General features: G+C 49.7%; 14 protein-coding genes. 6 read left to right on the top strand and 8 right to left on the bottom strand.

The genetic code is table 11. From position 1 onward, the window contains the following. The 4 genes from CLFS41_RS02930 to CLFS41_RS02915 are packed head-to-tail and all read left to right on the top strand — an operon-like array spanning position 1 to position 4,062. On the top strand, positions 1-1,221 hold the full coding sequence (locus CLFS41_RS02930) for an alanine racemase (protein WP_045091400.1): 1,221 nt from the start codon (positions 1-3) through the stop codon (positions 1,219-1,221). 14 nt (positions 1,222-1,235) lie between these two features. Next, positions 1,236-1,463, top strand: coding sequence for an acyl carrier protein (locus CLFS41_RS02925; protein WP_007862086.1), 228 nt, complete (start codon positions 1,236-1,238; stop codon positions 1,461-1,463). Between the two features lie 15 nt (positions 1,464-1,478). Further along, positions 1,479-3,053, top strand: coding sequence for an MBOAT family O-acyltransferase (locus CLFS41_RS02920; protein WP_045091399.1), 1,575 nt, complete (start codon positions 1,479-1,481; stop codon positions 3,051-3,053). Continuing rightward, entirely contained in the window at positions 3,040-4,062 is a 1,023-nt protein-coding gene (locus CLFS41_RS02915; RefSeq protein ID WP_007862089.1) for a hypothetical protein, read from the top strand. Before CLFS41_RS02920 ends, CLFS41_RS02915 begins: the two co-directional genes overlap by 14 nt. Positions 4,063-4,177: 115 nt before the next feature. On the opposite strand, the gene CLFS41_RS02910 is transcribed toward CLFS41_RS02915, so the two are convergent. The 8 genes from CLFS41_RS02910 to CLFS41_RS02875 form a co-directional block, all read right to left on the bottom strand. Then, complete coding sequence (locus tag CLFS41_RS02910) at positions 4,178-5,254, bottom strand: LacI family DNA-binding transcriptional regulator (protein ID WP_161797476.1); 1,077 nt, start codon at positions 5,252-5,254, stop codon at positions 4,178-4,180. Between the two features lie 82 nt (positions 5,255-5,336). After that, entirely contained in the window at positions 5,337-6,629 is a 1,293-nt protein-coding gene (locus tag CLFS41_RS02905) for a TRAP transporter large permease (RefSeq protein ID WP_007862093.1), read from the bottom strand. 1 nt (position 6,630) lies between these two features. Then, a complete protein-coding gene (locus CLFS41_RS02900; RefSeq protein ID WP_052665592.1) occupies positions 6,631-7,116 on the bottom strand; it encodes a TRAP transporter small permease in 486 nt (161 codons plus the stop codon). Positions 7,117-7,189: 73 nt separating this feature from the next. Continuing rightward, positions 7,190-8,275, bottom strand: coding sequence for a TRAP transporter substrate-binding protein (locus CLFS41_RS02895; RefSeq protein WP_007862097.1), 1,086 nt, complete (start codon positions 8,273-8,275; stop codon positions 7,190-7,192). A 29-nt stretch (positions 8,276-8,304) separates the two neighbouring features. Further along, entirely contained in the window at positions 8,305-9,126 is an 822-nt protein-coding gene (locus CLFS41_RS02890) for a sugar phosphate isomerase/epimerase family protein (RefSeq protein WP_045091396.1), read from the bottom strand. Positions 9,127-9,167: 41 nt separating this feature from the next. Further along, complete coding sequence (locus CLFS41_RS02885) at positions 9,168-9,941, bottom strand: SDR family oxidoreductase (RefSeq protein ID WP_045091430.1); 774 nt, start codon at positions 9,939-9,941, stop codon at positions 9,168-9,170. 20 nt (positions 9,942-9,961) lie between these two features. Next, positions 9,962-11,053 (bottom strand): mandelate racemase/muconate lactonizing enzyme family protein, encoded by a 1,092-nt coding sequence (locus CLFS41_RS02880; RefSeq protein ID WP_007862103.1) that lies wholly within the window; start codon positions 11,051-11,053, stop codon positions 9,962-9,964. Between the two features lie 20 nt (positions 11,054-11,073). After that, positions 11,074-11,547, bottom strand: a complete 474-nt coding sequence (locus tag CLFS41_RS02875; protein WP_045091395.1) for an RpiB/LacA/LacB family sugar-phosphate isomerase — start codon at positions 11,545-11,547, stop codon at positions 11,074-11,076. 345 nt (positions 11,548-11,892) lie between these two features. Here CLFS41_RS02875 and CLFS41_RS02870 point away from each other — a divergent pair, with 345 nt between their 5' ends. Together CLFS41_RS02870 and CLFS41_RS02865 are read left to right on the top strand one after the other, a co-directional pair. Beyond that, the gene (locus CLFS41_RS02870) at positions 11,893-12,330 is read left to right on the top strand and encodes an HIT family protein (RefSeq protein ID WP_085952470.1); all 438 of its coding nucleotides are present in this window, start codon (positions 11,893-11,895) and stop codon (positions 12,328-12,330) included. Positions 12,331-12,523: 193 nt separating this feature from the next. Further along, on the top strand, positions 12,524-13,069 hold the full coding sequence (locus CLFS41_RS02865; protein ID WP_007862106.1) for an NADH peroxidase: 546 nt from the start codon (positions 12,524-12,526) through the stop codon (positions 13,067-13,069). Positions 13,070-13,134 lie beyond the last annotated feature (65 nt).

Here is a 13,134-nt window from a genome sequence, read left to right as displayed (position 1 = left end):
ATGGACGATCAGATACTGCAAACAGCCGCTGATATGTACGGCACGCCGTCCTATGTCTTTGACCTGGATGAATTCCATCAACGTATACGGCATATGAAAGAAATACTGGGCCATGAGAGAAAGATCTGCTATGCAATGAAAGCCAACCCCTTCCTGGCAGCCACAGCCGCCCAGGCAGCCGATGGTCTTGAGGTGTGCTCTCCCGGGGAATACGCCATCTGCCGGCGGGCGGGCATCCCCGGGAAGAAGATCGTACTATCCGGCGTTAACAAAGAACCGCAGCAGATCCTGGAAGTGATGGGGGAGGGAGGGGCTGCGGCCTTTACCGCCGAATCCCTGTACCAGCTTCAGATCCTGGAAGCATGTGCTGCACAGGAATCCGGCCAGATAACCGCGCAAAAGTCCGCTGTCCCTGTCCTGCTGCGCCTGACCAGCGGAAACCAGTTTGGGATGGATGAGGAGACGGTCCGGGCCATTATCCGGGACCGCGGCTCTTATCCCCACCTGGATTTTATAGGACTTCAGTACTACTCAGGAACCCAGAAGAAACAGATGTCCAAGCTAAAAAAAGAATTAGAGTACCTGGATGGGGTCCTGGCCGGGATCCGGGAGGAACTGGTGTATGAACTTCGTGAACTGGAATATGGACCGGGTCTCTCTATTCCATACTTTGAGGGCCAGGAAATCCAGGATGAGGATCTTATGCTCAGGGAATTTCGGGATTTCCTTGACCAAATGGAATTTACGGGAACCATAACCCTGGAAGCCGGCCGGTTCCTGGCAGCCCCCTGCGGCAGCTATATCACCCAGGTGGTTGACCTTAAGCGCAGTCAGGGATTAAATTACTGCATTGTGGACGGAGGCATCCACCATGTGAACTATTACGGACAGGCCATGGCCATGAAGATCCCGTTCCACCGCTTTATGCCCCGGCAGGCCTCAGGCAGACGGGAGGAAGAACGATGGACGGTCTGCGGATCCCTGTGCACTTCCGGAGATATGCTGGTCAAGAATCTTCCCCTGCCCGGTCCGGCAATGGGGGATCTTTTGGTCTTTGACCGCATCGGCGCCTATTCTGTGACGGAAGGGATCTACCTGTTCCTGAGCAGAAGGCTGCCCAGGATCCTGACCTATACAGAAGCGGACGGGCTTTGCCTGGTGCGCAGGGATCTGCCCACGGATCCGCTCAATGACGGCAGTATCCATATCGATCAATTATAAAAGGAGAATAAAACATGGATGAATTATTAGAAATTTTAGAGGATATCAAACCCAATGTGGATTTTAAGACCTGCACGGACCTGATTGACGGTGGATATCTGGATTCCTTTGATATCCTCTCCATTGTCAGCGAATTAAACGATGCATTTGGCGTTGAGATCTCACCTGTGGATATTGTACCTGGCAACTTCAACTCCGCAGACGCTTTGTGGAAAATGGTACAGCGTCTGGGCGATGACTAACAGAGGGAGGACGGGATGTCTTTTCTCTCAATGAACTTCCTTCTTTTCCTGGCTGCAGCCGTCCTGGGATATTATCTGATTCCGGGACGGCTTCAGTGGGTATGGCTTCTTTTGTTCAGTTACCTGTTCTACCTGGCTTCAGGCACATGGGCGGCGGTGTTTATCCTTACCACCACCCTCACCACCTTTCTTGGAGGCCTGTGCCTGGAAAGGGCGGATCTCAGACTGGCTCTGATCCTAAGATCCATTGAGAACCCCATACCCGGGCAGAAAAAGATATTAAAAGAGCGTTACCGCAAGTACAAGAAATGGATCACAGCCGCTGTGCTCCTTATTAATTTTGGCATACTGGCTGTTTTAAAATACCGCAACTTTGCGGTGGAAAACATAAGCCGGATGTTCGGCGCCCCCTATACCCCGGGAAATCTTCTGCTTCCCCTGGGTATTTCCTTTTATACCTTCCAGTCCATGGGGTATCTCATTGATGTTTACAGAGGGAAATATCCTCCTGACCACAACCCCTTCCGCTTTGCCCTGTTCGTATCATTTTTCCCACAGATCCTTCAGGGTCCCATCGGACGCTATGACCGGCTGTCAGATCAGCTCTTTGGCCAGAGGACCTTCTGTCTTTCACGGATCGAAAGCGGGCTGCAGCTGATGCTTTGGGGATATTTTAAGAAAATAGTCATTGCGGACCGGGCCGCGGTCATTGTAAACCAGGTGTTCGGCAAATACGAATCCTACGGGGGGATCGTGGTCATTACAGCGGTCCTGTTTTATTCCATTCAGCTGTACGGTGATTTCTCCGGAGGCATGGATGTGGTGACGGGCGCTGCAGAGTGCTTTGGCATTTCCCTGGACGCCAACTTTAAACGTCCCTATTTTGCGCGGTCGATCTCGGATTTCTGGCACCGCTGGCACATTACCCTGGGCACATGGATGAAAGACTATGTATTCTATCCCTTTTCTCTTTCCAAGGGCATGAATAGGTTTGGAAAATACTGTAAGAACCACTGTGGAAAACATATAGGCCGTGTCCTTCCGGTGTGTATAGCCAACCTGCTGGTGTTTTTCCTTGTGGGCGTATGGCATGGACCTGCATGGAAATATATTGTTTACGGCCTCTATAACGGCGTGATCATTGCTGCCAGCAACCTGTTTGCCCCCTGTTACCAGAAGGCAGCCAAATCCCTCCGCGTCCCGGCGGAATCCAGGGCCTGGATGGTGGTCCAGATCCTGCGGACCTTTATACTGGTGAATATCAGCTGGTATTTTGACATGGCACCAAGTCTTGGGGCTGCCCTGACCATGATGAAGAACACGGTGAGTGGATTTTCCCTTTCCGCGCTCACAGACGGAAGCCTGTTAGATCTGGGGTTGGACAAAAAGGATTACGTGGCCCTTGCCCTATCCTTCGGGGTCCTGTTTGCTGTCAGTTTTTTCCAGGAAAACCATATGGAAATAAGAAAGACCCTGGCCAGACAGCCCTTGGCCGCCAGGTGGAGCGTGTATCTTCTGCTGCTCTTTGCCATTCCCCTTCTGGGGCAGATCAATCTAACGGGAGGAGGTTTTATCTATGCCCAGTTCTAATTGGCTAAAAGCCGCCAGGGCTGTCCTGTTCCCGGCCCTTTGCCTGGGGATTACCCTGGCGCTCAATTATGCCCTTATTCCTCCCGGTTCCGTGAGGATCAATCTTCACAACCTGAGGGATGGACAGGACTATGACACGGTATTCATCGGGACTTCCCACGGACAGTATGGAATCGATCCCGGAGCCATGGACCGGGACGGGATCAGTTCCGTCAGCCTGTGCATGGCAGACGCCTATCCGGATGATATGTACTACCTGCTGCGTCTGGCCGCTGAGACCCAGAACCCGTCTCAGGTGGTGTATGAGCTGGACCCATCCTACTGGATGAATGAGCAGCGCAGCGGTTCCACCGAGATATTCTTTTACCAGGACTTCCCTCCATCCGCCGCAAAGTTCCTCTATTTCATGGATAAAATAGCAGGGCTGGATTTCCGCTCCACCCTGGCGCCCTGGAGCTATTACCGGAATCTTTACGCCCAGATACCGTCCAATATACAAAAGAAGCTAAGTCCCGCCTACCGAAGCTACGATCCCACCATACTGGATGTCCCTGCCGGCCATTACGGAGGACGGGGATTCATCTACCGCAACCGGGTGGAGGGCGAAGACAAGGGAACCTTTAACAATATTCCCTGGGATGAAAGCCGGGTCAAGGAAAAGGCACTCCGGTATTTTGACCGCATCGCGGCATTTTGCAAGGACAGGGACATAGAGCTGATCGTCATCACCACCCCTGTCCCCCTTGACACCCTTTCCCAGTTTGAGGAATCCTATCAGGCCTCCCATGAATATTTTACCGGCCTAATGGAACGCTACGGCCTGAAGTACTACAACTTTAACTACATGAATCCCCAGCTTATGGACCGTACCATGGAGGGATACTGGGATTATGACGGACACATGGACGGAATTAAAGCCCGGGAATACAGCACCATACTTGGAAGGTTCCTTGCAGATATAAAAAACAAGGAAATGGACCCGGAAAAATATTTCTCCTATACTCCTTAAAATATTGGTTGACAAACCGGCAAGTTCGACCTGGCCAAGAGAGCAAAGGCCCTGCCCCTGGATCAGTTTCCAAAAACACTGGACCAAAAGGGGCAGACGGCTCTTTTGGGCCCCTCTAGGATACTGTAAATTTCCCCTGTACATATTTGTCCATATTGCTGCGGCATATAATGGTGGAAACTACATTCTCCTCTTTTTCCAAAGGTTCCTCCCTGCGGATCAGGTAATTTAGAAGGCGTTTTAATCCTACGATCGCCTGATTCCTGGGATTCTTGTCAATAATCAGGTTGATTATCCCCTTCTCCATATACCGGATGCTCTCCGGGTACAGGTCGCTTCCAATGATGCGGACCTTTCCCACCAGGCCTACCTCCTCCACTGCCCTGGCCAGAAAAAGGCTGCACCGGGCATTCACGGAATACAGTCCTTTAATGGTTTCATCTGCCCTCAGCGTATCCAGAACACGCTCATATACGTTATCAATTCCCCTGTATCCATATACCTTGATCAGCTTATTATGGGCATCCTGTTCCCTGAGATAGGATTCAAAGCCCATGGTGTTCTCAATATTGGACGGTAGGAGCACGTCCCCTGCACAGATGAGGATACTGCTGTCCTCAGGAATCTGTGCTGTCAGAAGCTCTGCTGCCATCCTCCCGTCTGTCCTGTGTTCGGACTGTACACTGCACAGGCAGTCCACTCCCTCCACTTCCTCGCTCACCAGAACCAATGGAATACCGTTCTCAGTGAGCCTGCAGGCCGTCTGCTGATCCTTTTCAAGAAGCTTTCCCCCTCCTATAACTCCGTCAATCTCCCCCTGATACTGTCTCATAATGCTCTTCAGGTTATCGGCAAAGCTGTTGACCTCATCATTGTAACAGGGCGCCTCTATGATATCCAGATTATAGGCGATCAATTCCTTCCTGTACTGGCGGTATCCGTTCCACAGCTCCCCGTAGAAATAGCGGTTATCCTGTGTGGGGCCGGGAAATGCCACCACGATTCTCAGCGGTTTCTTCTTAAGGGAGGACGCTACCAGATTGGGTTGATATCCCATTTCATTGGCAATCCTCACAATTTTTTTCCTGACCGCTTCGCTTACCCCCGGCTTATCATACAAGGCCCTATGCACCGTACCGCTGGACACCTGGGCCGCGGCTGCAACATCGTTAATTGTTATCTTTTTTTCCATATGGAAATCCCTTGGCTTTCTGTCTGTTGATGTGTATTTGTAATCCATTTTAACAGACATATCCTCTATATGCAAATTCAATTTAACTGAACAGCCCCGGCAGGAACAGGCTAACCTGGGGGATAAAGGTGACCAGAAGCAATGTTATGATCATACACACGTAGAAGGGAAACGTGGCCCTCACTACCCGTTCCATAGGAACACCAGACACAGCTGAGCCAATGAATAGAACCGCGCCAACAGGAGGAGTTAAAAGTCCGATACCGCAGTTGAGAACAATCATGATCCCAAATTGGATCGGATCAATACCAATGGTCTGCGCCAGCGGCAGCAGGATAGGCGTGGCGATCAGAATAATGGGAGCCATATCCATGACACATCCCAATACCAATAGGATAACATTGATCATCAGAGCCAGGACAATTGGATTTGTGGTCAGGCTTGTAATGGCACCGGCCGCCAGATTAGGTACGCGCAGGTATGTAAGCAGATAGCCGAATGCATTGGATGTGGCTATAAGGATCAGTACGATCGCCAGGGTGTCCAGAGAATCCCCAAATGCCTTCCATACTCCCTTCCAATCCAGTCCTTTGTAAATAAACACACTAACAAACAGACTGTATACTACGGCAATTGCCGCTGATTCCGTTGCAGTGAACACTCCCGCCACAACCCCTACCACCACAATGAGAACTGCTGCAAGGGCCCAAACGGACCTTCCAAGTTCATGGAAAAACGCCCTGAAGCTAAACTTCTCCCCTTTGGGATACCTGCGCCTGACCGATATAATGTAGGAACCGATCATCAGGGAAACTGCAAGCACGGCTCCGGGAATATATCCGGCTAAAAACAGGCTTCCAACAGAAATGGAACCGGCAGTGGTGGCATAAATGATCATATTATGGCTGGGCGGCACCAAAAGCCCTTCACAGGAGGAAGTGATGGTAACTGCCGTTGAGAAATCATCATCATACCCCTGATCTACCATCATGGGAATCAGAATGGTCCCAAGGGATGCTGTGTCAGCCGCTGCGGAACCTGAGATTCCGCCAAAGAAATAGGATGCCACAATATTCACCATGGCCATTCCTCCAGTCATCCATCCCACCAGGGAATTGGCAAGGCTGATCAGTTTTTCGGAAATACCTCCCGACCCCATCAGCACGCCCATGGTAATGAAAAAGGGAACAGCCATCAGGCTGAAGGAATTTACGCCTTTTACCATCATCTGGCAGATGGTGGTAATGGGCAGTTTCAGGTACAGGCAGCACAAAATGGACGAAATACCCACTGCATACGCGATCTGAACCCTCATCAATATTAAAAGCGCAAAAGAACCTAAAAGAATTAAAATCGCCATACTGTTTGTATCCATATTACCCCTCCTCTCTCTCAGGCCCGGCCAGGCAACAGATCTGTTCCACTTCAAACAGGGCCGTCACAAGCCCTGACAGCGGGATTGGGAAATATAGCCAGAACTTGGAGATAAAGGGCATGCTTGCATATGCCCCTTTCATTCCCATGGTGACGGCAAAATTCCAGCCATAGTACACCATTGCCAGGGCAAATGCCAGCACGGCCACACAGCCAAACAGGTCCAGGGCCTTTACCGTTGCCTTTGGCAAAAGGCGGTCAAACACGGTCATCCGTATATGGGCATTGCGCCGCAGCCCCAGGGCCGCACTGAGCATGGCCATATAAATCATACAGGTCAGGATGGTCTCCTCACTCCATGTGGGAACCACGATGCCTGGAAGGTATCGCGTCACCACCACCAAAGCTGCAATCAGGATCTCTATGATCAGAAAAATCTTACATAGAATCATGATGCACTGGTAAACACGGTTGAATACTTGTTTCATAACAGGCTCCTTTTTATAATCTCTTGGCAGGGAGGGACAGCAGTCTTTCGGCTGTCCCGCATCCAGTCCATCATTAATTTCCCAGTTCCTCTATTCTTACCATGTAATCGTCCAGGCCTTCTGTCACTTCACCAATAATCTTAGAGCAGGCGTCCCGCCACGGCTGAAGGTCATCCACCTCCACAAAAGTCACACCGCTTTCCACCAGCTTTGCTTTGCACTCATCCTCCACGTCCTGGGAGCATCCGGCATTATATCTACTGGCGATACCGCCTGCCTCCATCACTGCCTCCTGCTGGGCCGGTGTCAGCTTGTCCCAGGCCGAATCAGTGATCAGTACCATACAGGCCCCAAAGGTATGACCGTCCAAAATCATATATGGGGCAACCTCATTAAATGCATTGGACTGGTAGTTTACGATCGGCTGCTCCGCACCATCCACAACACCGGTTGACAGAGCGGAATACAGTTCATTAAATGCAACCGTTGCCGGAGCTGCCCCCAGCCCCTCAATGGTTCCCACCATGGTGGAATCGGTGGAAGAACGGATCTTCTTTCCTTTCAGGTCTTCTATCCCCGTTATTTTATCTTTAAAGAAAAAGTTGCGGAATCCTTCCTCTGCAAAAAACAGACCTCTGATTCCAAGTCCCACCTCATGGCATTCATTTAAGATATCATCCCCAATGTCTGTCTCAACAGTCTTCCAGAAATGTTCCCTCCCGTTAAATATATAAGGAACAGTCAACAGGTTGGTGACATTGATCCCTGTGTAGTCCTTAAGACTTTGGGTTGCGATCCTGGTCATATCCACTGTGCCTCCCCCTGAGGTCATGGTATCCAGTACATCCCCCTCTGCGCCAAACACGCCGCCTGCATAGATCTGGATCTCAACCGACCCTCCGGACAGGCGCTCCACCTCTTCCTTAAACTTCTGTGCAGTCATTCCCATGAGTGAGGTCTCGCTGTTTACCTCCGCATATGACAGTGTAACCTTAGGGTCAGCGGCTGCTTTCTGGCTATCCGAAGCCTTCTGCCCTTCTGTTTGTGATTCTCCAGCAGACGGAATTGTTGTCTCCCCTGCGGTATTGGATTTAGCGCATGCTGATAAAAGGGACGCCATCATGGTTACCGATAATACAACTGCTAATAATTTCTTCATAAGTCCTTCTCCTTCTCCTTGTTATTCAGTCACCCCTGTGCCACGCCGCGCATTTTCCGGACAAACAGCCCTGCCTCCCTGCGCACGCTTTCCACAGTGGGAAGATTCATACATTCAAATGACATATACTCCTGGAACCCGGCATTCCCCAGCTTTTCCACGATCCTCTCAAAGTCAATATGTCCGTACCCCGGGAACATCCTGTTGGAATCCGCCACATGGACATGGCACAGCCGTCTGCCCATACGCTCAATCGCCTCGTCAAACCTGGCGTCCTCAATATTGGCATGGAAGATATCCCATAGGATTCCCATACAGCCTGCATTTGCAAGCTCCCTTTCTACAAATGACATTGCGTCATCCGCACTGTTAAACAGTGATGTCTCATAACGGTTAATGGCTTCCAGTATTATGGTTACCCGTCTGTCCTGTGCATAGGTTATAACAGGCTCCAGATTCCTGGCCAGCGTCTGCTTTTGTTCCTCCTCTTTCCCAGGCTCTCCAAGCCCTCTCAAAAGTCCCAGGGTAACCTTGCTTCCCAGTATCACCGCTGCATCGATATGCTGCTTCATCCTCTCCTGGGCCTTCTTAAGTTCACCGCCGGTGTGCAAAAGGGAAATCCCCTCCAACAGCCGGGATTGCCCTGTTGAAATAGTGGAGCACCCCAACCCCCTTTCATCCAGATCTTTTCTGACCTTTCTTACATCCACATCCTCATAGCTGGATATGCACACTTCCGCACCGTCAAAGCCACTGTCAGTCAGCCACTTCAGAGCCTGTCCATACTCCCTGGCCCGGTAAGGTGCAAAGGGCGTATCATACTGCAGTGTAATTGTCCCGCTGAATCTCATTCTTTCTATCCTGCCTTTCCCGGAGCATATTCATAAACCCCTCAAAATCCGTGAGCAAGGGCACCGCCGTCCACTGCGAAGTCCTGTCCTGTGCAGTATGATGATGCCTTTCCCAAAAGGAACAAGATCATTCTCCCAATGTCAGAGGGAGCGGCAAAACGATCCAGCATCATTTTGCGAAGCGCAGCCTCCTTCCTGTCGGGATTTTCCCGGAACATTTCCTCATTCATCCGGGTAAGTACCCATCCCGGCGCCACACTGTTAACTAGTATATTATCATTTTTCCACTCCTCAGCCAGCCCCCTGGTAAGGCCTGTGACCCCTGATTTGGTCATACAGTACGGAACCACTCCCGAAAATCCCATATGTGCCCCCATGGAGGAAATACTCACGATCCTCCCTATGTGTTGGGACTGCTTCAGGTAGGGATAACACATCTTACACAGTTCAAATACGGTTTCCAGGTTAAGGTTCTGTATTCTTTGGTACCGGTCAGCGGGAAATTCTTCGGCCCTGCACTTATATGTAATACCTGCATTATTTACTAGGAAATCCAGGCCACCCTCTTTTTCTGCAATGGTTTCAATGACCTGCTTTGTCTCTTCCCTGTCCATAAGATTCACCTGGACATCCGTCATTTCCCCTGAAATTTCTTCCTCACTGCTCCTGGATACCACATCCAGATTATATACCTTGGCACCTGCATCGGTCAGTACCTTGGCAATGCCAAGACCTATACCCCTGGACGCGCCTGTCACAACTCCCACATGCCCTTTAAGGCTGAACAGGTCATTTACATATTCAACACTACCCATATTCATTACCGCCTTTCCCATCATCCTCTTTCCAACGCCTGCATGCACTCTTCCCTGAACCTGAATCCCCATCCTGCTCCCTCTCTCGGATAGGCAAACCCATTTTCAATCCTCATGGTGTTGTCAATGATCCCATCGATCCAGTCAAAGGATTCCGCACCGTATGGGTTCCTGACCGTACACAGAAGAGGTACATCATAATCCTTATAATAGTGGGGTAATGTAGGTATATGGTAGGCATCCGCAAGGGCCGCTGAATCCCGCCACGCCTCCACGCCTCCCAGGCGTATGATATCCGGCTGCCACAGATCCAGTGCATTACGCGCAATCAGGTTCTTAAGGGCTTCACAGTCGTACTCCCTCTCTCCCATGGCAAGGGCTATGCCGCATTTGCTGCGCAGCAGCTCATAACCCGCAAAATCCGTGTGTACCACCGGTTCCTCAAACCACTGGATTCCTATTGCCCTGGCCCGTTCTGACAATTCCAAAGCAGTGGGCACATCCATTCCCTGGTTTGCATCCATCATGATCTTAACTCCGCTTCCCAGCGCTTCCCTGCATTTTGTAAGCCTCTCCATGTCCCTGTCAACAGATCCGGATCCCACCTTGATCTTGACTGCAGTGAATCCCCTGCTCTTATAATCCGTCACTTCCTCCAGCAGTTCCTCAATACTGTAGGAGATCCATCCTCCGCTTCCGTATACAGGTATCCTCTTCTGGTTTGCCCCCAGCATCTTCCATACCGGCAGTCCGCAGCAATGCCCCCATGCATCCCACATGGCTATATTCACTGCTGCTATGGCACAGGTGTTAATGCCTGTGTTTCCAAAATATTCCGCTTCCATGTCCCAGTCCTTTTTCATCTTCACCGTATCATAGACAGCATACTGCCGGGATTTTATAAAATTGCACACATCCTTTAAGGCCCCCTCAACCGCACCTGGAGAATAGTGGAAGGACAACAGATATCCTTGTCCCCTGATTCCCTCCCTTGTGGTCAGCTCCACAATGTAAAATGCAATCTTGCTGATCGTGTGGGTGGAATCCGCTATAGGCTTACTGATGCTTGAAACCGCTCTGTAATATGTAATATCCGAAATCATATGATCCATTTTGTATCTCTTCCTTTCATCTATTTAAAGTTTTCTGATTCTATTTCCTGGAGTTTTCCAAAACCTCTCTCGTTATTCCGCCTTCTCTGTTCCTCAAATCCCTGGCACCATCTGCCCTCCAGCCAACGCTCAGCCATCTCGGCTCCCATACTGAAGCTAACCACCTTTTCACCCATGGCCAGTACATTGGCATTGTTGATCAGGGATGTCTTTTCAGCAGTGTATACGCTCTCACATGCAACCGCATACACGCCTCTGAACTTATTGGCGATCATACTTACACCTGCTCCTGTTCCGCAGATCACAATACCACGTTCCGCCCTTCCCTCCCGGATTACTCGGGCCAGGTTTTCCGATGCTTCAAAATATAGGGTAGCATCCTCCTCCTTCTGTGCTCCCACATCCTCCACCTCATATCCCAGGGCAATGATGTGCGCTTTTACCGCTTCTTTTAAGCGAAATCCTGAAAAATCTGATGCAATCACTACGTTCATTTCTGTCTTCCTTTCTTATCTCTTTCGGATTAGGACTCCCACTTATGGTTGATGGTGAATCCATGTAATCAGCATTGATCCCCCCTGCCCTATCTACTCCAACGCGGAACTAAAACGTTTTATGTTTATGGCTTGATATTAGCAGATTATTCATGTTCTAGTCAATAATTATTTGGATTTTTTACTATTTTCGTGCACATTAAACATATTTTTAGTAGTTTTACTAGTGTATTTTTCACTGGACAATTTTTATAAAACGTTTTATTATAAATTTTGTAATCAGCATGAACCCTAAACCCTTGGACGCTCCGTAACGGAACAAACCAACAGATTACATATGGAGGTATCTATAAGATGAAAGATCCAAATTGTGCCTATTGCATGCAGGGTGATATGGCAGCAGCATTCGCCTATCCTGTCTGCGAAATGAATACCAGTTTTCTATACATATTTAAGGAGCAGAGCAAACGCGGCCGTTGCGTTATTGCCCACAAAAAACATGTCAGTGAGCTGATCGACCTGACCGCTGAGGAACGGACCGCCTTTTTCTCCGATGTGGCGGCGGCAGCCAATGCCATTCATAAGGCATTCAAACCTGATAAGCTGAATTACGGCGCTTATGGTGATACCGGCTCCCATCTCCATTTTCATCTGGTCCCCAAGTACAGGGATGGAGAAGAATGGGGCGGAACTTTTGAGATGAACAGTAAGAAGACGTTTCTCTCTGACAGTGAATATGAAAACCTGGCACGTACTCTTAGGGCGTATCTGCCGGCTGAATAAGCCATACACCCCATACTGCAGAAACGCCTGGTTTCCTTCATAAATCCTAAGGGAAATCCAGGCGTCTTTTATTTCTATAAATATTCAAAAAAATGCTTGACTTTTTCCTGGATCTGTATTATATTGATATCAGTAACAATTACTATTATCAATTACGAACTATAAATATATGGGAAAAAGGAGAATATTGATTATGAAAAAATGGGTATGTACAGTATGCGGTTATGTTTATGAGGGAGAGAATCCACCTGAGAAGTGTCCACAGTGCGGTGTTCCTGCATCCAAGTTCAAAGAGCAGGAAGCTGACAAGATGGCATGGGCATGCGAGCACGAGGTTGGTGTTGCACAGGGTTCCCCTGAAGATATCATGATGGATTTAAGAGCTAATTTCGAGGGCGAGTGCTCCGAGGTTGGCATGTACCTGGCCATGTCCAGAGTGGCCCACAGGGAAGGATATCCTGAGATTGGTATGTACTGGGCTCAGGCAGCTTTTGAGGAAGCAGAGCACGCCGCCAAGTTCGCGGAGCTGTTAGGCGAGGTTGTTACCTCCTCCACCAAGAAGAACCTGGAGATGAGAGTGGCTGCTGAGAACGGCGCTACTGCCGGCAAGTTCGACCTGGCCAAGAGAGCAAAGGCCCTGAACCTGGATGCGATCCATGACACGGTTCATGAGATGGCTAAGGATGAGGCACGCCACGGCAAGGCGTTTGAAGGTCTGCTACAGAGGTACTTTGGCTAATATATAAAAATTTCATCAGAATAAACATCCCAGCCCGTACCAGGATAGCGGAATACGGACTGCGG

Origin of the sequence: Clostridium sp. FS41 (assembly GCF_000954015.1) — a bacterium.
Taxonomy (GTDB): domain Bacteria; phylum Bacillota; class Clostridia; order Lachnospirales; family Lachnospiraceae; genus Enterocloster; species Enterocloster citroniae.
Note: the sequence above shows the minus strand (reverse complement) of the source record. Positions and strands in the feature narration are given on the sequence as shown.

What these genes read in the sequence shown, in the direction of transcription:
- CLFS41_RS02920 (WP_045091399.1), top strand. Translation starts at nt 1,479, where the DNA reads ATGTCTTTTCTCTCAATGAACTTCCTTCTTTTCCTGGCTGCAGCCGTC.
- CLFS41_RS02885 (WP_045091430.1), bottom strand. Translation starts at nt 9,941, where the DNA reads ATGGGTAGTGTTGAATATGTAAATGACCTGTTCAGCCTTAAAGGGCAT.
- CLFS41_RS02910 (WP_161797476.1), bottom strand. Translation starts at nt 5,254, where the DNA reads ATGGAAAAAAAGATAACAATTAACGATGTTGCAGCCGCGGCCCAGGTG.
- CLFS41_RS02880 (WP_007862103.1), bottom strand. Translation starts at nt 11,053, where the DNA reads ATGGATCATATGATTTCGGATATTACATATTACAGAGCGGTTTCAAGC.
- CLFS41_RS02865 (WP_007862106.1), top strand. Translation starts at nt 12,524, where the DNA reads ATGAAAAAATGGGTATGTACAGTATGCGGTTATGTTTATGAGGGAGAG.
- CLFS41_RS02925 (WP_007862086.1), top strand. Translation starts at nt 1,236, where the DNA reads ATGGATGAATTATTAGAAATTTTAGAGGATATCAAACCCAATGTGGAT.
- CLFS41_RS02915 (WP_007862089.1), top strand. Translation starts at nt 3,040, where the DNA reads ATGCCCAGTTCTAATTGGCTAAAAGCCGCCAGGGCTGTCCTGTTCCCG.
- CLFS41_RS02900 (WP_052665592.1), bottom strand. Translation starts at nt 7,116, where the DNA reads ATGAAACAAGTATTCAACCGTGTTTACCAGTGCATCATGATTCTATGT.
- CLFS41_RS02890 (WP_045091396.1), bottom strand. Translation starts at nt 9,126, where the DNA reads ATGAGATTCAGCGGGACAATTACACTGCAGTATGATACGCCCTTTGCA.
- CLFS41_RS02875 (WP_045091395.1), bottom strand. Translation starts at nt 11,547, where the DNA reads ATGAACGTAGTGATTGCATCAGATTTTTCAGGATTTCGCTTAAAAGAA.
- CLFS41_RS02895 (WP_007862097.1), bottom strand. Translation starts at nt 8,275, where the DNA reads ATGAAGAAATTATTAGCAGTTGTATTATCGGTAACCATGATGGCGTCC.
- CLFS41_RS02905 (WP_007862093.1), bottom strand. Translation starts at nt 6,629, where the DNA reads ATGGATACAAACAGTATGGCGATTTTAATTCTTTTAGGTTCTTTTGCG.
- CLFS41_RS02930 (WP_045091400.1), top strand. Translation starts at nt 1, where the DNA reads ATGGACGATCAGATACTGCAAACAGCCGCTGATATGTACGGCACGCCG.